Origin of the sequence: Paenibacillus phocaeensis, from assembly GCF_900021165.1 — a bacterium.
Taxonomy (GTDB): domain Bacteria; phylum Bacillota; class Bacilli; order Paenibacillales; family Paenibacillaceae; genus Fontibacillus; species Fontibacillus phocaensis.
Genome location: NZ_FCOQ01000017.1, coordinates 1 through 19,624 on the forward strand (window position 1 = coordinate 1; position 19,624 = coordinate 19,624).

Sequence of the window (19,624 nt, forward strand, 5' to 3'; positions counted from 1 at the left end):
CCCGCCGGGGGAGTGGGAATAAGTGCAGGCGTGCAGCTATTTTCACCAATTCGCGGGTTTTTCCGGAAATAGTGGCAAGAACGCAGTTATTTCTCAAGAAAAAGGCTGATTTCCTCAAAATTGCAGAAAATAACTGCATCTACGCAACTAATTGGCCGTTGAGATCAGAATGCGAGAAAATAACTGCATCTACGCAACTAATTGGCCGTTGAGATCAGAATGCGAGAAAATAACTGCATCTACGCAACTAATTAGCCGTTGAGATCAGATTGCGAGAAAATAACTGTATATGCGCAACTATTTAGTCGTTGGGATCAGATTGCGAGAAAATAACTGTATATGCGCAACTAATTAGCCATTGAGATCAGAATGCGAGAAATTAACTGTATATACGCAACTAATTAGCCATTGAGATCAGAATGCGAGAAAATAACTGCATCTACGCAACTAATTAGCCGTTGAGATCAGATTGCGAGAAAATAACTGCATCTACGCAACTAATTAGCCGTTGAGATCAGAATGCGAGAAAATAACTGCATCTACGCACTTATTTCGAGGATCCGCGTCACGCAGGCTCCGTTCATGCTGGGCGAGTGCCGCCATTTATCCATCCACTCTAGGTTCGCTAGGGCAGCAAGCTTGTTTCCTGAACAATCGATATATATATCATCGTCTCCAGGGCGCAGCGCCTCGTTAGCCTCGTTAATGTCGCGTACCTGCGCGATCCGCAGGGGGGTTAGCGGGTGAATTTAACGAGAGGTTTCATCCCGCGGCGTCACGTCTTCGACATAGACAAAAAGAAAATAAATAATATACTAAGTATATAATTTAGAACGGGTGAAGATGGGAGTGGCCTGATTTGAAAAACCTGCCCTTATATAAACAGATTCAGGACGATATCATCGAACGTATTCAATCCGGGGAACTCCGGCCGGGAGACCGGATCCCGTCGGAGAAGGAGCTGGCCGAGGAGTATCATGTCAGCCAAATCACGAGTAAAAATGCCTTGATCGGCCTGGCGGATGAAGGCATCCTGACGCGGCATCAAGGCAAGGGCACCTTCGTTAATCACGAGGTGTGGAGCTATTTGAACGCGTCCGGGGCCGCGAAGCGCACGGATGCTTCCCGCAAGGGCACGATCGGCTTGATCATTCCCACGCTGCAGACCAAAGTGGAACAACGGATCGTGGACAATATCGAACGGTTTGCCGCGGCCTCCGGCTATCAACTTATGCTCAGCATCTCCCGGGAATCGCAGCGAAATGAAAGCGAAGCGATCGAAGCGTTCCATCGCAACGGCGTGAAGGGCATGGTGATCTTCCCGACCGAGGAGGAGAATTATAACGAGGATATTTTGCGCCTGTCGATCGATAAGTTCCCGTTGGTTCTGATTGACCGTTATTTGAAGGACATTCGGACGTACAGCGTGAGCGCGGATAACGAGAAGGGAACCTTCGACGCGGTCAGCTATTTGCTGGATCAGGGGCACCGGGAAATCGCCTTGATTTCTCCCGTGATCACGAATACCGTAACCGAGGACCGCGCAGCCGGCTTTGAACGGGCGTTCTATCAGAATCAACTGCCGATTAACAAACACCAATGGTGCATCCTGAACATCAATGATATCCACAACGGCGACGGCGAAGAGATGATCCATGCATTCTTCCGCTCGCACCCCGAGATTACGGCGGCCTTCGTCATGAACGCACAGCTCACAAGCTATGTCTATAAGGCGCTGCTCCGCTTGAACAAGCAGGTGCCGGAGGAATTTGCGCTGATCGGGTTCGACGAACCGGGGAGACCCGGCCTTCATTTCGTGCAACAGGATATCGAAACGATGTGCAAGCAGACCGTGGAATGTTTGCTGGAGCAGCTGGAAGGGCAATCGAATCCGCGAAGAGTCACGGTTCCCGTAGAATTAATGTTATAAAGTATATTATATACTAAATAAAGTATACTAATCTTGAAATTGATCGACTAAAATGCAAATGTAAAGCGGTTACAAACACACGTTGACCCGCATCATACCGTAATCGCGAATCGCCGTTAAGGCCAATTCCATAGGGAGGTTATGCACGTGAAAACCAATCGCTTGGCAATCATCGCGGTGTGTTTAGTTATGTCTATGTTGGTAGCGCTTACAGGATGCGGCTCCGGCACCAATGCCAACTCGGCCAATGCCTCGAAGGAACCGGGCAACGCGAATCAAGGCGCTTCGAACGGGCAGCCAGCCACCTCGGACGAGAAGGTGGAGATTTCCTTTATGGGTCACGGGGATCCCAACGAGAAGAAGATTTTTGCGGCATTGATCCAATCTTTTGAAGACAAATACCCGAATGTAAAAGTGAACTACACCAGCGTCCCGCCGGCGGAATATAACCAGAAGCTCACGACGCTGGTCGCGTCGGGCAAAGCGCCGGATATCTTCTATCTGTCCGGACCGGCGTTCTACAAATATGCGGAGGCCGGCACGATTCTCAACATTCAGAGCTACCTCGACAACACGGAATTATTCGATCAGGACAATGTCTGGAAACAAGCGCTGGACCGTTACCGGTATGACGGGAAGTCGCTTGGAACGGGGGATTTGTACGGACTTCCCAAGGACGTTGGCCCATGGGCGATGGCCTACAACAAGGATCTCTTTGATGAAGCCGGGGCGGAGTATCCGTCTGCCGAACCGGGCGGATGGACGTGGGACGATTACCTGAAGGCCGCCCAGGCGGTTACGAAAGATACGAACGGCGACGGCAAGGTCGATATTTTCGGCGGGGCCGGCTTCCCGCTGGAAGCGGCGGTATGGGGCAACGGCGGACAATACATTGATTATGCGACAGGCAAAATCACCGTGGATACGCCGGAGTTTGCCGAAGCGATGCAGTTTATCGCCGACTTGAATCTCAAGCATCATGTCAGCCCTTCCGCGGACGACGAGAAGGCGATGAACAGCTATTCGCGGTTCGTCGCCGGCAAGATCGGCATGTTCCCGCTCGGACCGTGGGATCAACCGGCCTTCTGGGATCTGCCCTTCGGCTGGGATATCGCGCCGTGGCCGGCAAGTCCAAATACGGGGAAGACGTCCACTTGGCTGGGATCGATGGGGTTTGCCCTTTCCAGCAAATCCAAGCATCCGCAAGAAGCGTTTAACCTGGCCGCCTTCCTGTCCCTGGACCCTGAGGGTCAGAAGCAAAACATGGAGATGGGCCAGGCCGTACCGAACCTGATCGATATGGCGAAGAACGATTACTTAACCAACGGCAAAGCGCCGGAGCACAAGCAGGTCTTCCTGGACATCATCGATTACGGACATCCGCCGGTCGAATACGGCTCGAAGGACACGCAATGGCTGGATACCTTCAACCAGGAGGCCAGCAAGGTGTGGAACGGCAAGCAAACGGCGGCGGAATGGGTGAAAGAGATGGCGCCCAAGCTGCAAGATCTGTACGACAAAGGGAACAAGTAAGGAGTTCGGCATCACGTTCATCAAGGAGGGTGGAAGTCAGGCGTGTACTGCTTTCACCTTCTTCTCTTAACTCTTATTCGCGGGAAGGAAGAAGGTCATGACCAATAAAATCCCCGGTTTTCGGCGCAAGGAAATCATGTGGGCTTACGGCTTCGTTGCGATTCCGCTGCTCGGATTCCTTATCTTCGGCCTTGCTCCGTTAATTGCCTCGGCCGTCTTAAGCGTAACCGAATGGGACATGGTTTCATCCCCCAAGTTCGTCGGACTGGCGAACTACGTGGACTTGTTCCAGGATGAGAAGGTGATGAAGTCGCTGTTCAACACGGTATTTATGCTGATCGGCATTCCGCTTGGCATGATTCTCTCATTGCTGCTAGCCATCCTCATGAACCAGAAGATCAAAGGCATCTCGATCTTTCGAACGATCTATTACATCCCGGTGATCTCGCCGATCATTGCGGTCTCCCTCTTGTGGCAATGGATCTTAAACCAGGACTACGGGCTGCTGAATCAACTGTTATGGAGTGCGTTCCATATCACCGGACCGAACTGGCTTGGCGATCCCCTGTGGATCAAGCCGTCCTTGATCCTGATGGGACTCTGGGGCGGGATCGGGGGCAATATGGTGCTCTATCTGGCCGGATTGCAATCGATCTCCCGAAGCTACTACGAAGCGGCCGAGGTGGATGGGGCGAACGGGTTCCAGAAGTTCACGCGAATTACGTTTCCGCTCTTATCCAACATCCATTTCTATATCGTGGTGATGGGCGTCATCGGCACGTTCCAAGCGTTCAGCCAGATTTATGTCATGGCCGCAGACGGGGGCCCCGAATTCAGCGCGGCAACGGTGGTCTTCTACATTTACCAGCATGCGTTCGAATACTTCAACATGGGTTACGCCAGCTCGTTGGCCTGGGTGCTGGGCATCATCATCTTCATCTTAACGCTGCTCCAATTCCGTTTGTCCAAACGGTGGATCTACAACGACTAGGCAGGCGTTACCTGAGATTTTAGCATTGGAGGCGTGTGTATGCTGCTGAGACGTCGAATTACCCTTAGCATCAATGTTCTGATCTTGTTCGTGGGTTCCATCATTATGCTGGCTCCGCTGGCCTGGTCGCTGTCGACCTCCCTCAAGGAGAAAAAGAACGTGTTCGACCTCCCGCCCAAATGGATTCCGAATCCCGCCACGTTGGCCAACTACAAGGGCGTGTGGGCGGAGGCGCCGATCCTGCACGGTTTTCTGAACAGCGCGACGATTGTGCTCTTCGTCTTGACGATCGGTTTATTCGTATCCACGATGGCGGCGTATGCGTTTGCCAAGGTGGATTTTCCGTTCAAAGAAACGATCTTTATGTGCTTGCTCGGCACGATGATGATTCCGTATTCGGTCATGATGATTCCGCAATTTATCGGGTTCTCTGAGTTGAATTGGGTAGACACGCTGCTGCCGCTAATCGTTCCCGGACTGTTCGGCAACATCGTGGTGGTGTTCTTCTTGCGTCAATTTATGCAAGGGTCGATCCCGACGGAATTGATCGAAGCCGCGAAGCTGGACGGGAGCGGATTCATTCGCACGTTCATGCAAATTGCTCTGCCGATCGCCAAACCGGCCATTGCCGCTCAGGCCGCGCTGGGGTTCATGGGCATCTGGAATGATTTCCTCGGCCCCTTAATTTATCTGCATACGCCGGAGAAGCAGACCATCCAGGTGATGATTGCTTCCCTTCAATCGATGTATATCAGCAATTCCGATTATCCGTTGATTATGTCGGCTTCCGTGATCGCGATGGTTCCCGTCATCCTGGTGTTCTTCTTCTGCCAGAAGTATTTTGTCGAGTCGCTTGCGATCAGCGGTTTGAAAGGATAAGGAGCTGACATGGGCACTCACAATCCCTGGAGAAGGAAGAGATTTACGCTGGCGGGCCTGTGCATGGCCCTTGTTGGAATCGCACTTATTCTTGGTTCATGCAGCTCAAATGAAGAGGTGAAGGTCAAATTGTACAGCGAACAGGATCCGGTCTATCAGAACCCTTTTACGCTCCCCGAGGAATGGGAGGATTACGGAATCGGCGACCCCTATATTCTTCGCCACGACGGAAAGTATTATCTCTACTGCAGTACGAAGGACTTCCGAGCCGGGATCAAGGGCTGGAGTTCGGAGGACCTGATTCATTGGAAACCCGAAGGCCTGGTGACCGAGGACCCGATCACCACCGGCGCTTATGCGCCCGAAGTGGTGTATTGGAACGGGTACTTCTATATGTACACTTCGCCCGCCGGGAACGGACACTACGTCCTGCGAAGCGACAGTCCGACGGGGCCGTTCGAGGTGCAGACGGAGAATTTGGGGCTTAGCATCGACGGTTCGGTTTTTATTGACGATAACGGCGAGTGGTACTTCACGCATGCGGGAGACCAGGGGATTGTCATTCATCGGATGACCGATCCCTATACGATCGATATCGGATCCACGACCAACGCGTATTTGGGCGGGTGGACGGAAGGATCCACGATCATCAAACGAAGCGGCACTTACTATATGACCTATACCGGCAATCATGTGTTCAGCAAAGGATATCGGATCAACTACGCCGTTGCCCACGATGACCCGACAAGCGCCTATCAGGTGCCGGACAACAACCCGGTGGTGATTCACACCTCCGGCTCGTTCGTTGGCTTGGGTCACAGCTCGAGCTTCGTCGGGCCGGATCTGGATTCCTATTATATGGTGTATCACAATCTGGTTGGCCGTTCTGCGGAAGGCCCGCCGGTGCGGCAGATGAATATCGACCGCATCGTGTTCAACGGCGACCGGATGGAAGTGCTGGGGCCGACGAATACCGCTCAGCCGGTTCCGAAACAGGCGGATTTCCAAAGCCGGTTGGATCAGCCGGAGTCTCTGACAGATGGGGACGTGGAGACGCTGCCGGACGGCACCCAGAGATGGTTAAGCAAGGCTGCAACGAGCGCCGGATTTACCGCCGAGTACAACTTGAGCTTCAAACAACCGGTTGAGGACGAGCAGGCTTATGTGGAGGCGATTTTTTCTTATACCGATTCGAAAAATTACGGGTCCGCGCGCTTGACGCCGGCGACGGGCGAGTTGTCGGTGATGCAGGTTCGCGAAGGTCAGGTGGAGCAGCCCGCTACCCTTCGGTTGCCGGAGGATTTCGATTTTACGAAGCTTCATACGATTCGTGTGGAAAATGACGGAAGTACGGTTCGCGTTTATTTTGATCAAATGCTGAAGTTTAATTTGCCAATGCAAATGTCCGTTGCGGGCCAGATCGGGTACGGGGCGTTCCGGGCCGAACCTTCGTATTCCTACACGGCGTTTTCCAACGATGTGAACGGGAGCAGTGATTTTGAAGTCTACAAACCGGTACCGGGCACTGTGGAGGCGGTTCATTATTTAAAGGAGGCCGGGCGCGGCTTCAAGGTGAAGGCGGTCGACCGCGCTGCAGGGGAGTTCCGCAAGTCGGATGGGGTTTCCATCGGCATGGCGGAAGATCGCAGTTACTTCGTGAAGCTCGAGCAGGAAGGGGATTGGCTGTCGTATAAGGTTAACGTGGCCGAGGCCGGAACCTACGGCTTGGCAATGCGCCTCTTGACCTCGAAGGAAGCGGCGACGGTGGAGGTGAGCAGCGGGAACGAGAAGCAATCCTTCAAGATTGCGCCTGATCCCGACCCGGACTGGAAAACGGTCAAGCTGGGAGCCATGAAGCTTCCGGAAGGCTACCATACATTGAAAATCAAACTGCGCAAGGGTCAAGCGACCTTCCGAACGTTGGATCTCTATGCGTCGGCGGACGTGCCGAGAGCAGGGACTGCGAATCTGTTGGATGCGGTGGCAGCCGAAGATATTTACGGCGCCTTCGCAGCGATCGACGGCGGGTTTCAAGGAAGCGGCATCGCGGATGATCGCTTGTTTGTTGGAGATCCGGCTTGGGAGGATTACGAGCTGTCGCTGCAAGTGGGCATTCCGGAGAGCTTGACGGGGGAAGGACAGGTGTTCATCCGCACGACCAACGAATCCTACTTCGAGCATCAGGTCCGGGACTCGGCGATGGGTTACGCGATCAGCCTGACCGACGGGCAACTACAGTTGCTGAAGCTGAATTACGATTCGTTCGCGGTGAGCAGCGGTCGCGCCCCGATGGAGCCTGGGCAGACGTACTCGCTGCGCGTCGCGGCGACGGGTTCCCGCATTCAAGTCTATTGGGGCGGGGCAGACGAGCCGGTGATCGATTACACGGATCCCGACCCTTATTTCCACGGACGCGTTGGCCTTCGAAGCGTGGATTCGACGTTCAGCTTCAGGGAGATGCAAGTGCGCGCTGTAAAGAGATAGATTCAGGAAAAGGAGTAGTCACATGACAACCGCTATGTATATCAAAGATTATCCCCGACCGCAATTCGTGCGGGAGCAATGGATGAATTTGAATGGAGAGTGGGATTTCCGCTTTGACGATGAGAATCTCGGCGAGCGGGAGAACTGGTTCGCGGATCTGCAGGCCGATCGCAAGATCAGGGTGCCGTTCACGTACGAAACCAAACGGAGCGGGATTGGAGAGGAAACCTTTCATCCTCACGTCTGGTACGAGAGGAAGCTGAATCTCCCGGCCGAGGCGGCGGGCCGGCGGGCCATCCTCCACTTTCAGGCCGTCGATTACCGGGCCAAATTGTGGGTCAACGGCGTTTATGTCGGGGAGCATCAAGGCGGCTACACCGCGTTCTCTTTTGACATCACGCCGTACGTGACGTTCGGCAGCGACAATGTGCTGACGCTGAAGGCCGAAGACAGCGAGAGCTGTACGCAACCTCGCGGGAAGCAACGCTGGCAGAGCGAAAGCTTCGAATGCTTCTACGTGCAAACCACGGGGATCTGGCAGACGGTATGGTTGGAATTCGTAGACTCGGCGCATGTGGATGCCGTGAAGATCACGCCCGATTATGATCAACGGACGGTGGCTTTTGAATATCAGGTGGCGGGAGACTTGACGGGCGGCCAACTGGAGCTGGAAACCGTTATCTCCCTGAAAGGGAAAACTGTCAAACGATTGCGTGTAGCCATCGACCGTCCTTGGATCCGCGTGGATGCCAGCTTGCTGCATGAAGCCGGAGGACCGTGGAAGTTCAGCGAGTGGTCGCCGCAGCGTCCGAATCTGTACGAGGTGGAATTTATTTTATACCGGGACGATCAGGTGGTTGACCATGTGTATTCTTATTTCGGGATGCGGAAGATTTCCATCGAAAACGGCAAGGTGCTGCTGAACAATACGCCAATCTACCAAAGATTGATTCTGGACCAAGGGTATTGGCCGGATTCGCATTTGACGCCGCCTTCCGAGGAAGCGATTCTCGAGGATATCGATAAGATCATGGCGATGGGGTATAACGGCGTGCGCAAGCACATGAAGATTGAAGACCCCCGCTTCTTGTACTGGTGCGACGTCAAGGGGCTGCTCGTCTGGTCGGAGATGGCGGCGACGTTCGAATTTAACGATCGGGCCGTCGAGGCGTTCACGAAGGAATGGGTCGAGATCGTCCGCCAGCAATATAATCATCCGAGTATCATCACCTGGGTTCCTTTTAACGAATCGTGGGGCGTGGCCAATATTTTGAACGACCGCAAGCAACAGGAGTTTACGGAGGGGATTTATCACCTGACCAAAGCGATCGACCCTTATCGTCCGGTGATTACGAATGACGGGTGGGAGCACACGGTTTCGGACATCTTAACCCTGCATGATTACGAGGAATCGGGCAGCCGCTTCCTGGAGCGCTACAAGGACAGGGAAGCGATCACCGGCAACCGGATTTCGTTTAACCATTGGAAGTATGCCCTGGCGAACGGGCACGCCTATCGCGGCCAGCCGATCCTGATCTCGGAGTTCGGCGGGATCGCTTTCCAATCGGAGTCGGGCTGGGGATACGGCAACCAAGTAAGCGACGAAGAGGCGTTTCTTGAGCGGTTCGAGAGCATCATGCAAGCGATCAAGTCGCTCGATTACGTCTGCGGCTATTGTTATACGCAAGTTACCGACGTGCAGCAGGAGGTTAACGGCTTGCTGACGGAGACTCGCGAGCCGAAGGTGCCGCTGGAGACGATCCGGCGGATTAATCTGGCATAGCGAAAAAAATCAGCCCCCGGAGTTTTGGTTCCGGGGGCTGTGCGTCTTTTCAACGGACCGCTTTGGTTGTCGCCTGGATTTCGTCGATAATTTCGCGGGTCGTGCTAACTTGACCGAATTCGTAAGCGATGACGGTTAACGTCACGCGCTGGATCTCTTCGGCGGAAAGTTCTCCCCAGCCCATGTCCGGATAGTCCATAGCGGCGTTCGCGTCGCTGAGGAAGATCACTTTATATTCGCGGTGCGCACCGTCTCTGACGGTCGTCTCGCAACAAACGTTGGTTACAGTACCGCAGATAATGATCGTGTTGATGTCCCGAACCCGAAGAGCCGTATCCAAATCGGTATCATGGAAGCCGCTATAGAAGAGCTTATCGATGATGATATCTTGAGGAAGCGGCGCAAGCTCGTCGATGATCTCCACGCCGGGGGTGCCGCGTTTTAAGATCTCATTTACATTCGGATACATATCCTGCATTCTTCCGGTATCGCTGCCGTCTCCCCGGACGATATGGCGCAGATAGATCACGGGCATTCCCGCCGTTCTGGCCGTCGCGGTAAGCTGCCGGATAGGATCGATGATCCCTTCGGTGCGGGGGACATACAGGGCTTCGTCTTTTTTGCAAAATACGTTCTGCATATCGACTACAATGACGGCGGTTCTCGCGGGATCGATGTCCCATTTCACTTTGCGTTTCATACTCATGGTTCAGCACGCTCCTTCTGTCGGGTGATCGGGTAATAGGATAGGGCCTTAAGCGGCCTCTGTTGGCATCTTGTCCTGCGCCAGGTTCCGCCGTTCGAGCGACGGGCGAATCCATACGTTGACGACTGTGTTTAGAAGGATCAGCATGACGACCCCTACCAGCATCGGCTGGGTGACGATGCTCTGAATCGCCAGCGGCAACCCGGATGTGAGTTCGGCGGGCAGATACATTGTGCCAAGCGAAATGATAAAGGAGGAACCGGCGACGGCAAGATTCAGTTCATCCCACTTGACCTTGCTGACCATTTGAATCCCGCTGATGGCAATGATGCCGAACAAAATCGTGGAGGCTGCGGATAAAACAGCGCCGGGAAGGGATGCGATGAACAAGCCGACCTTGGGAACCAGGCCCAGAATGACGGCCATGATGCCGGCGGTCATGGTGACGTAACGGCTGCCGATGCCGGAGACGCGGACGATGCCGATGTTCTCGGGGTACGAGGTTGTGCCCAACCCGCCGAAGATCGCGCCCAGGGTGCATCCGAGAAATTCGCCGAACAAGCCGCGATTGACTCGGGTGCTGTCGAGGTCTTGCTTGCCCCATTTGGTCAACAGGGTATACATGCCGACGGCTTCCNCCGGCGGTCATGGTGACGTAACGGCTGCCGATGCCGGAGACGCGGACGATGCCGATGTTCTCGGGGTACGAGGTTGTGCCCAACCCGCCGAAGATCGCGCCCAGGGTGCATCCGAGAAATTCGCCGAACAAGCCGCGATTGACTCGGGTGCTGTCGAGGTCTTGCTTGCCCCATTTGGTCAACAGGGTATACATGCCGACGGCTTCCGCGGAAGCTTGCAGGAAGGCCAGGAGCATGAGGATGACGACGGGGATGGAGATCCCGAAGCCAAACGGGAAGATTTCCGGCAATCGGAACCAGCCGGCTGTGGCTACGACCGAGAAATCAACGGTGCCGAATACCGAGAAAAACACGGTTCCGACAATAATCCCCCAGAGCAAGGCGCCCCGGCGCAGGATCGTATTGCCCCCAAAGATCATGTAGGCGAGCACGCACCCGACCGTGACGAGGGAAGCGGCAAAGTTGATGCCGATATTGGCGCTGCCGAACCAATTCTTCAGTCCGATATCCGCAAGTTGGGCACCAATGATGATTAACAAGGTGCCATAGACGATCGGCGGGGCGATGAATTTATTGATATGGCCGATTAAGCCGAATTTGCGGATCGGAATGGACAGAAGCATAAAAATGACCCCCGCCACCGCCATCGATCCAAAAGCCGTCCCTAATCCGACGCTTGCGCTCGCGGACAGCACGGCCACGAAAAACGCGGCTGTCGGCCCTTGAACGACGGGCAACTTCAACATTTTTCCCGACTGCAGTATTGTCACGAGTCCCGTTGTTAAGAAACAAGCTTGAATCAAGTAGCCTATCGTTTTGAACTCCAGCCCCAAGGCTTGGCCGATTAAGACCGGGAAGAGGAAGATGCCCGTTAACGCTAATAAATGCTGGAACCCGTAGGTCAGGTTTGCCCCGATGGAAAGCTTGTCTTCGATGCCAACTTGCAAAGTTTCGTTGTCTGCGTGCTCATGATTCATGACTCGTTCCCCCCTAAATTCCTGATTCTGAGTGATTCGACCTATCATCAGAGGTTTGCTTTAAAGAAGAGATCATCTGATGTTTAGGAAATGATGAGCTGGGCCCGGTGGACCGCGTCGAGATTTTGGATGGCGTGTTGTCTTGCCTCTTGGCTGTTTCCGGCCGCAATGGCGGCATAGATCGCTTCGTGATAGGCCGTGTTGTCTTCGTACTGCCGGGTGTCCAGGATCAATTGGCTTAACATTCCCTTCAAACTCTCGGCTACCACTTTGTACATTTCCAACAGAACTTCGTTTTGGCCGGCCTGGGCAACGGCGATGTGAAAGGCAATGTCCGCTTCGACATATTCGGCGTAGCGGCCTTTCTCCAAGGCTTCGTTTCTTTGATTCAGGTAGGAGCGCATGATTTCAAGATCGGCATCCGTTCTTCTTGAAGCGGCCAGTCCCGTCAACTCGATTTCGAGAATTCCGCGGGCTTCGAGAATCTGGGCATCGTTCTTCGTGAGGAGGGTTTGGCTTACCCCGCCAAAACCGGATGAAGCGGATCGAATGTAAGTCCCGTCTCCTTGGCGTACCTCCAGCAAGCCGGCATGCGTCAATACCTTGACCGCTTCTCGGACCGTCGATCTTCCCACTGCGAGCAGTTTCATCAATTCGGGCTCCGGCGGCAACTTATCCCCGCTTTTATAATGGCCGGACCGGATGAGCGATTGCATCTGATCCAGTACCTCATCGACCAACTTTCGTCGGGGGATGGCTTTGAATTCCGTTTGAGCTGCGATAATAACGCCTCCTTTTGCGTAAGGTTATATTACATTTGTTGAAAACTTACTGCACTTTTCATTTTATGTTTCACATTATAGGGGGGTGGTTGCAGAAAAACAAGAGGTTTTTTTGAGAGTGTGTTAGAATACCTTACACAGATTCCTTGACATCAAGCTTGAAACGGGCGTATTCTTAACTACATCAAACATCTGATGATCTACTCTTTATTCAAAAATCATTGGCAAACAGGAGCTCTTATGAAAACAAAAATGGATCGTCCTCCGTGGGTACACCACAATTATGCATTGATCCGGTCGCTGTTATTTGGGGCCGCTCTGCTGATCTTGTCTTCGTTATATGTCACGGTGCCGCTTCTTCCGGAATTTGCCCGGGTATTTAGTGTCAGTACAAGCGAATCGGCTTTGGCCGGCAGCGCCTTTTCTTTATTTTTCGCGGCGGGTTGTCTGGTTTACGGTCCTTTATCGAACCGGCTGGGTCGAAAACGGATGATCGTAGCGGGGCTGGCTGTCCTGGTTGTCTCCACTGCGTGTCTCGGCTACGCGGCGAGTTTTGGGGCATTGATCCTGTTAAGGTGCTTGCAAGGCGCGGCGGCGGCAACTTTCTCGCCCGTGGCGTTAACCTACGCCGGGGAAATCTTCCCTCCGGATCAAAGAGTGACGGCTATCGGCTTTGTGAGCTCGGGCTTCTTAATGGCCGGGATCTTCGGACAAGTATGGGCGAGCTCGCTTGCCGCATTTCTCGGTTGGCCTTGGGTATTCAGATTGCTGGCGTTGGCGTATCTTCTGACCTTATTGTTGTTGATCGTTTGGCTGCCGCCGGTTCCGGCAGGGCAGGCGCGGGAAGGCCGTTCGGGGAAAGGACGCAGGGGAGCTGCCGTATTGGCGAATCCAAGTCTTTGGTTCTGCTACGGCATTACGCTGACGATCCTGCTCTGTTTTGTGGGGATGTACAGTGCGCTGGGGTCTTTTCTTGGCAACCCTCCTTACTCCCTTGGCGAAATGGAGATTCTGGGCGTGCGTTCGCTGGGGATGCTCGGCATGGTTCTCTCCTTATTTGCCGGCCGCATCTGCCGCAAATGGGGGCTGCTGCCGGTGCTGCGTACCGGACTTATCCTCTCGCTTGCGGCGCTTCTGCTGATGTCCTTTGTCCAGGAATTAGGGGTCTACCTCGTCATGAGTGTGTTGTTCGTCGCCGGCATCGCCGTGGTCGTCCCCTCCTTGATCTCTCTGATCGGAGAGATTGGGAGCGGGAACCGGGGGGTTGCGACCTCTCTATATACTTTCGTCCTGTTTGCCGGTGCGAGCGTAGGTCCGATCCTTACGGCTTATTTGCTGGAAACCGGACGAAATGCTTTGCCTTTTCAGGTGTTTGCCGGCATCCTGTCGTTCGCTTTGTTGTGTTCGATTTTTATCCGGTATAGAAGAAACTAGATGCGCGGCTCCTCGGGGCCTCACCTTGCTTTTGACCGCCGGAGTTGGTACAATAAATGTCTGGTAAACTGCCCTTTGGGGCTTCAAGCTTATGCTTCCGATGCGAGTTTTGTTCGAAGCTTGTCCAGGAAGCGATGCCCACAAAACTTTGAGGAGGATAAGCATGGGCAAGAAAAGTGACGGTAAAGTGCTGGCCCAGAACAAAAAAGCTTCCCATGACTATTTCATCGAAGATACCTACGAAGCGGGCATGGTGCTGACCGGTACGGAGATCAAGTCGATTCGGAACGCCCGGGTGAATATCGGGGATGCGTTCGCAACGATCCGGAACGGCGAGATCCATATTCACAACATGCATATCAGCCCGTTCGAGCAGGGGAACCGGTTCAATCCGCTCGACCCGACGCGGACGCGGAAGCTGCTGATGCATAAGACGCAGATTAACAAGCTGTTGGGCTTATCCAAGCAAGAGGGGTATTCGATCGTACCGCTCAAGATTTACATCCGCAACGGATATGCGAAGCTGCTGCTGGGCCTGGGCAAAGGGAAGAAGCAATACGACAAGCGCGACACGGCTGCGAAGCGTGATGCTCAGCGAGATATTCAACGGGCGCTGCGTGAGAAGCAGAAGGTCGCAAGATAACGTGGGGCGAATTCGTTCCCAGCGTTTCCATCAAGTCCATAAACATGATGCGACGCAAACATGGTATACTAAGTAATGTAAGAGATGATCACGATCCTTATTATGGAGAAGGAATTGTGATGCGAACAACAGCAGGCCCTTGCAGGCTGCACCTTGATCCAGCACCCTTTTTAATTCGGGGGCGTTTATGGATTCGACGGGGGTAGATCGAGCATGGGTAGCGGGTAGTGGGGACGCGTCCACTTCATCAACGCTAAAGCCAATTAAACGGCAAACAAAACAACAACTTAGCTTTCGCAGCTTAATAACCTGTGAGCTAGCTCTATCCCTGCATCGCCCATGTGCCGGGAATAGGGCCCAACTTTAGTGGGATACGCCGTCTGGTCTCCGCCTGGGGCTGGCGGAAGAAGATAATCAGGCTGACCCGAAGGGAATCCGGTGACAGGGAGTCTCTAGGGTGACATCAAATCTGTCACTACACCCGTAGAAGCCTATGTGGCGTTGCCTTCGGACAGGGGTTCGACTCCCCTCGCCTCCATATGAAAATCCACAACCGATTGAGGTTGTGGATTTTTGCTATAAATTTGTTTGAAAAACAATGCTGTTAATAGCTAATTATTTGGAGATGAAGTTAAAGTTGTATGACCCCTATGGGCTTACTGTAAGAAGATAAATATTTGTATACTTTGGAGGGGATAATAGGGAATTGTGTTTATTTGTCGAATTTAACTATGTGGAAGAACTAACTATTTGTCGAATTACAATTAACTTGAACGAGGTGTAGTGATGGAACTCTCAGCGTATACTCGATCGATAAAAGATATTTTGAGTCTAAAGAGAAGATATGTGATTCCCAGATTCCAGAGAGAGTACTCTTGGGGAGAAGATGAACTGACTGTTCTTTGGACTGATATTCTGTCAAATCTTATAGTTAATGATTATGAAAAAAAACTAGTAGAGTCTGAGTACTTTATTGGTTCCGTTGTTTTAGTCGGTGACGATTCAAAAGACTCGGATTTTTATGTAGTAGACGGACAACAAAGATTAACGACTATCACTATTTTCTTTGCAGCTTTAGTCGAAACATTTAACCAATTGGGACAAGACTCATTGGCTAAAGGAGCACAAAATTATATTGAGACGGTTAATGATGACAATGAACCCTTCTTAATTCTCTTAAATGAAAATCCTAAGCCATTTCTTCAATTTAGAATTCAACAATCAAAAAAAGATGTTAAACAAGTGCCTCGAACTGATGAAGAAAAGGCCCTGTTATTCGCATACGACTTCTTTATCGAGAAGTTAGAAGAACAGAACCTATTAAAAGATTTAAACAGAAGATTTAAGCTTGGGTTAAAAGACCAGGATTATATCGATGTTTTGAAAGCCATTCGGAATCAGGTTTTAGCGTTTATCACTATTTACATTACTGTAAAAGACGAAGATGATGCGTATTTGATTTTTGAAACTTTAAACGCAAAAGGAAAAGATCTTGAAGCAATTGATTTAATAAAAAATCAAATATTTAAGAAGATTAAGACTACTGCTGCTGGTGACTTTCCGAAGGAATCTTGGACGGAAACTAGAAACTTGCTAGTAAGTAGAGAAGATAAAATTAATATGTCTCAGTTTTACAGACATTTTTGGTTGGCAAAGTATTCATTTGTTCGGGATGCGGGATTATATGATGACTTTAAGAAACGTGTTATTCCAGATGAGGAGAACTATAAGGTTTTTCTTGAAGAATTAAAGGATGCAGCAAAGAATTACATAAGAATAGCTAGTCCATCCACTACTGATTGGAAGCAGATGGAGGATAAATATATCTTCGAAGTATTTTCTGCATTGAAAATCTTTGGTGTAACCCAACCTAGGCCATTGCTCTTAGTTCTATTAGATTTGAAAGAACATAAAAAAATCAAACAAAGTGATTTAAAAAGGGTTATTATTGCAATTGAGAAATTTCATTTTATTTACACAGCAATTGTATCTTCGAGAGCTTCTAATATAGAGAGCAAGTACTCAACATTTGCAAGACAATTAAATAATGCGAAAAATAAAAACGAAGTTACTACAATTATTTCTGAGATAGTCAACTATTTCAAGTCAAATATACCCGCATACAATGAATTCCAATCAGGCTTTTTGAAACTTTACTATACTAAAACATATACAACTGATAAGAAGATCATTCAATATATTCTAAAGAAGTTTGAGGATGATTTTTATAGCACGGAGGAGCTAACAACAAATATAATATCAATAGAACATATTATGAATGAGTCAGATGGGATAGATGAAGTTGGATTAATAGGTAATCTCCTTCCCCTTGATAAAAAACTGAATTCATCAATAGGCGATATGGCATTTGAAAAAAAATTAGTTGAATATAATAAGTCTAACTTAAAAAGTGTTAAGGCATTCGTGTCAGTTAATACAGGGAAGTCAAAATGGACAATAGCTGACATCGAGTCAAGAGGAAAGGAATTAGCAAAGTTAGCTTATAACCATATATGGAAAATATAATGACACCTCGCCTGAACGAAATACTTAGTTAGACGAAGAATTGTGGATTTGAACTTCCGCGGTTCGCTTCTATCCTGCTTATTAGAAGAGACACCCATTAAGGATGTCTCTTTCGCATACATAGTGGGTCCTGAAAGTCTGTTATTACTGATCAGAAGAGGCTCTACCAAGCTCAAGTTGTTTACGAACGGGAAACTACAACAGATTTGCATAATTGAAAAACGGTGAAAAATCTTCATGGCTAATGATACCAAAAAAAAATTGTAGTATAATAGTCATAGGCAGGCAAGTTGCAGTTGAACTTCTGGTAGTGCTAATCGCTATCTTATAAAAAGAATGTAACTACATATCCTACGCGCAATTTTCAGTATTTATCTAAATGTCGCAATGGTTTCAACGGTATGATTTAGAAAGGTAGAACTGCACTTGTTTGCCTACTTCCTTATTCAGAGGTGAGTTATTATCAGTAGTTTAGTGAAACCTGTATTACTAAGCACCGATGAAGAAATAAAGAATAAATTTAAAAATTTAACCGATTTTGGGGATGTTGCACTGCTTTTTGAAATTCCAACAGAGTTTCTTTGGAAAATTCTTATAAGAGACAAGTGGATAAACTATGTATCTTTTCCCCTGCATAAAAAGAATGGTGGTTACCGTACAATTCACTCTCCTTCTAAAAACCTAGCGATTCTTCAAAAAAAACTTGCCTATATACTCTCTTTAAACTTTACTCCTCACAATCGTGCGCATGGTTTTATAGAAAAACGAAGTATTATCACTAATGCTTCAGAGCATTTAAAAAAAGCTTTTGTATTAAATATAGACCTGGAAAACTTCTTTGAAAGTATATCTTTTGCAAGAGTGAGGAAAATGTTTATTTCGTACTTTAAGTTAAGCGAAATAGTCGCAACAACTCTTGCGAACATATGCACGCATCCCGATGGTTTTTTACCTCAAGGGGCGGCAACTTCCCCAATAATCTCCAACATTCTAGCAAAGACTTTAGATAAGGAACTTAAACAACTCTCTATCGAAAGTAAAGGGGTTAAATATACACGTTATGCTGATGATATTACATTCTCAACAAACAAGAAGTTATTTCCTAAGAGTATCGCTTTTTTGAATGAGGATGGACAGATTGTGTTAAGTGAGAGGTTTATGAAGATCATTACAAAAAATGGTTTCAATGTGAATAAAAAAAAAATAAGATTGCAAGATAGTGAAGGTAATCAATCTGTAACAGGAATAACAGTAAATGAAAAATTAAACGTAAGCAGGAATTATATTCGTAGAATTCGTTCCATACTGAATTGTATAGAAAAGAACATTAACGATCTTGACTATGCGAGGGAAGTCTTTGAACGTAAATACCCATTTCGGCAAAGAGCGAATAGAATACACCCTGAAATGTTTTCAGTACTAAGAGGTATGGTTAATCATGTAGGGCATGTAAAAGGTACAAGCGACCCAGTTTATTTGAAGTTAGCTAGCCGTTTTAATAATGTATCTCCAGAACATAAAGTTATTAAATCTGTTGAAGAACAAAGTAACAAAAGAAAATTGTATGAAGAGTATACTTTTGTAATTGAACAGGAAAATCCGGTGGTAGCTTTTCCTTTTAAGGGAAGTATGGATTTCGAATATGTGTACCATAATCAAGGAACTGGCTTTTTATTAAAAGGAATTGGACTCATTACTAATGTCCACGTTCTAAAAGACCTAGTGGATGCTATTGAACTTGAAATGTACATTCCACAATCTTATTATGTGAGAGTGTTTAATTCTATTGACTTTAAAGAACATATGATGAAAATCGAATGCTATGATATTGAAAAGGATATTGCAATTTTACGATCCTCTAGCTTGGATCACAATGCAGAAGGCTTCAGTTATAATGAACTCATACAAAAAGATCAACCTATTGATCTAGTCGGTTATCCAGATTATCGGATGGGTCAGGATATAAGAGTAGATAATGGATTTGTAAGGGGCATAAGGATGCATAATGATAGCTGCGACAATACAGTTAAACATAAGCGTTATGAAATAACTCCTACTATTTACGGTGGAAATAGTGGTGGTCCTGTAATCAACGTAAATAGTGAGGTCATTGCAGTAGCTGTAAAGGGAGCTACAATGAACGGTGTTGTTCCAAACGAAGTTATACCTATATCTGAAGTGATCGAATTAGCTAATAGAAAATTGTTTGTTTACTCAGTTTAATAACCCGAGGCCCCTGAGGCCTCTTTTTGCAATTAGGTGAAATAGCCATCTCTCACCCTTTCATATCTTGCTATAATATACCTATCACTATCCCG

Annotated in this window: 14 protein-coding genes, 1 other RNA gene and 1 pseudogene; 12 read left to right on the forward strand and 4 right to left on the reverse strand. The window is 49.3% G+C overall.

The features are described 5' to 3' along the window. From BN3795_RS25845 to BN3795_RS09760, 7 genes are all read left to right on the forward strand, one after another. The coding region (locus BN3795_RS25845) for a hypothetical protein (RefSeq protein ID WP_232729894.1) at positions 1–212 on the forward strand (212 nt) is incomplete at its 5' end. A gap of 647 nt (positions 213–859) precedes the next feature. Next, a complete protein-coding gene (locus BN3795_RS09735; RefSeq protein WP_068784507.1) occupies positions 860–1,930 on the forward strand; it encodes a GntR family transcriptional regulator in 1,071 nt (356 codons plus the stop codon). Positions 1,931–2,071: 141 nt separating this feature from the next. Next, entirely contained in the window at positions 2,072–3,463 is a 1,392-nt protein-coding gene (locus tag BN3795_RS09740; RefSeq protein WP_232729895.1) for an ABC transporter substrate-binding protein, read from the forward strand. A gap of 97 nt (positions 3,464–3,560) precedes the next feature. Beyond that, positions 3,561–4,454, forward strand: coding sequence for a carbohydrate ABC transporter permease (locus BN3795_RS09745; RefSeq protein ID WP_068784509.1), 894 nt, complete (start codon positions 3,561–3,563; stop codon positions 4,452–4,454). Between the two features lie 39 nt (positions 4,455–4,493). Further along, on the forward strand, positions 4,494–5,333 hold the full coding sequence (locus BN3795_RS09750; RefSeq protein ID WP_068784510.1) for a carbohydrate ABC transporter permease: 840 nt from the start codon (positions 4,494–4,496) through the stop codon (positions 5,331–5,333). A 129-nt stretch (positions 5,334–5,462) separates the two neighbouring features. Further along, positions 5,463–7,817: a family 43 glycosylhydrolase gene (locus BN3795_RS09755; RefSeq protein ID WP_068784511.1), complete on the forward strand. Its 2,355-nt coding sequence runs from the start codon at positions 5,463–5,465 to the stop codon at positions 7,815–7,817. A gap of 22 nt (positions 7,818–7,839) precedes the next feature. Next, the gene (locus tag BN3795_RS09760; protein ID WP_068784512.1) at positions 7,840–9,600 is read left to right on the forward strand and encodes a glycoside hydrolase family 2 protein; all 1,761 of its coding nucleotides are present in this window, start codon (positions 7,840–7,842) and stop codon (positions 9,598–9,600) included. Between the two features lie 49 nt (positions 9,601–9,649). Here BN3795_RS09760 and BN3795_RS09765 read toward each other — a convergent pair whose 3' ends face one another. The 4 genes and pseudogenes from BN3795_RS09765 to BN3795_RS09780 all read right to left on the reverse strand — a co-directional run bounded on the left by BN3795_RS09765 (position 9,650) and on the right by BN3795_RS09780 (position 12,661). Further along, positions 9,650–10,306: an isochorismatase family protein gene (locus BN3795_RS09765; protein WP_068784513.1), complete on the reverse strand. Its 657-nt coding sequence runs from the start codon at positions 10,304–10,306 to the stop codon at positions 9,650–9,652. 48 nt (positions 10,307–10,354) lie between these two features. Then, positions 10,355–10,930, reverse strand: coding sequence for a solute carrier family 23 protein (locus BN3795_RS09770; protein WP_232729896.1), 576 nt, complete (start codon positions 10,928–10,930; stop codon positions 10,355–10,357). 25 nt (positions 10,931–10,955) lie between these two features. Beyond that, positions 10,956–11,969: pseudogene (locus tag BN3795_RS09775) on the reverse strand (uracil-xanthine permease family protein); the annotation flags it as partial. Between the two features lie 35 nt (positions 11,970–12,004). Beyond that, entirely contained in the window at positions 12,005–12,661 is a 657-nt protein-coding gene (locus tag BN3795_RS09780; protein ID WP_269800215.1) for a FadR/GntR family transcriptional regulator, read from the reverse strand. A 282-nt stretch (positions 12,662–12,943) separates the two neighbouring features. On the opposite strand from BN3795_RS09780, the gene BN3795_RS09785 reads away from it, so the two are divergent. From BN3795_RS09785 to BN3795_RS09805, 5 genes are all read left to right on the forward strand, one after another. After that, positions 12,944–14,137 (forward strand): MFS transporter, encoded by a 1,194-nt coding sequence (locus BN3795_RS09785; protein WP_232729897.1) that lies wholly within the window; start codon positions 12,944–12,946, stop codon positions 14,135–14,137. Between the two features lie 163 nt (positions 14,138–14,300). Further along, positions 14,301–14,780, forward strand: coding sequence for an SsrA-binding protein SmpB (smpB, locus tag BN3795_RS09790; protein WP_068784515.1), 480 nt, complete (start codon positions 14,301–14,303; stop codon positions 14,778–14,780). Positions 14,781–14,957: 177 nt separating this feature from the next. Next, positions 14,958–15,321, forward strand: a transfer-messenger RNA (tmRNA) gene (gene ssrA, locus BN3795_RS09795). 245 nt (positions 15,322–15,566) lie between these two features. After that, positions 15,567–17,306 carry a DUF262 domain-containing protein gene (locus BN3795_RS09800; RefSeq protein WP_068784516.1) on the forward strand — a complete coding sequence of 580 codons (1,740 nt, stop codon included), beginning with the start codon at positions 15,567–15,569 and terminating at the stop codon, positions 17,304–17,306. A 474-nt stretch (positions 17,307–17,780) separates the two neighbouring features. Next, positions 17,781–19,529 carry a reverse transcriptase domain-containing protein gene (locus tag BN3795_RS09805; RefSeq protein ID WP_232729898.1) on the forward strand — a complete coding sequence of 583 codons (1,749 nt, stop codon included), beginning with the start codon at positions 17,781–17,783 and terminating at the stop codon, positions 19,527–19,529. Positions 19,530–19,624 lie beyond the last annotated feature (95 nt).

What these genes read in the sequence shown, in the direction of transcription:
- BN3795_RS09770 (WP_232729896.1), bottom strand. Translation starts at nt 10,930, where the DNA reads ATGTATACCCTGTTGACCAAATGGGGCAAGCAAGACCTCGACAGCACC.
- BN3795_RS09785 (WP_232729897.1), top strand. Translation starts at nt 12,944, where the DNA reads ATGAAAACAAAAATGGATCGTCCTCCGTGGGTACACCACAATTATGCA.
- BN3795_RS09765 (WP_068784513.1), bottom strand. Translation starts at nt 10,306, where the DNA reads ATGAGTATGAAACGCAAAGTGAAATGGGACATCGATCCCGCGAGAACC.
- BN3795_RS09745 (WP_068784509.1), top strand. Translation starts at nt 3,561, where the DNA reads ATGACCAATAAAATCCCCGGTTTTCGGCGCAAGGAAATCATGTGGGCT.
- BN3795_RS09750 (WP_068784510.1), top strand. Translation starts at nt 4,494, where the DNA reads ATGCTGCTGAGACGTCGAATTACCCTTAGCATCAATGTTCTGATCTTG.
- smpB (WP_068784515.1), top strand. Translation starts at nt 14,301, where the DNA reads ATGGGCAAGAAAAGTGACGGTAAAGTGCTGGCCCAGAACAAAAAAGCT.
- BN3795_RS09800 (WP_068784516.1), top strand. Translation starts at nt 15,567, where the DNA reads ATGGAACTCTCAGCGTATACTCGATCGATAAAAGATATTTTGAGTCTA.
- BN3795_RS09760 (WP_068784512.1), top strand. Translation starts at nt 7,840, where the DNA reads ATGACAACCGCTATGTATATCAAAGATTATCCCCGACCGCAATTCGTG.
- BN3795_RS09740 (WP_232729895.1), top strand. Translation starts at nt 2,072, where the DNA reads ATGCACGTGAAAACCAATCGCTTGGCAATCATCGCGGTGTGTTTAGTT.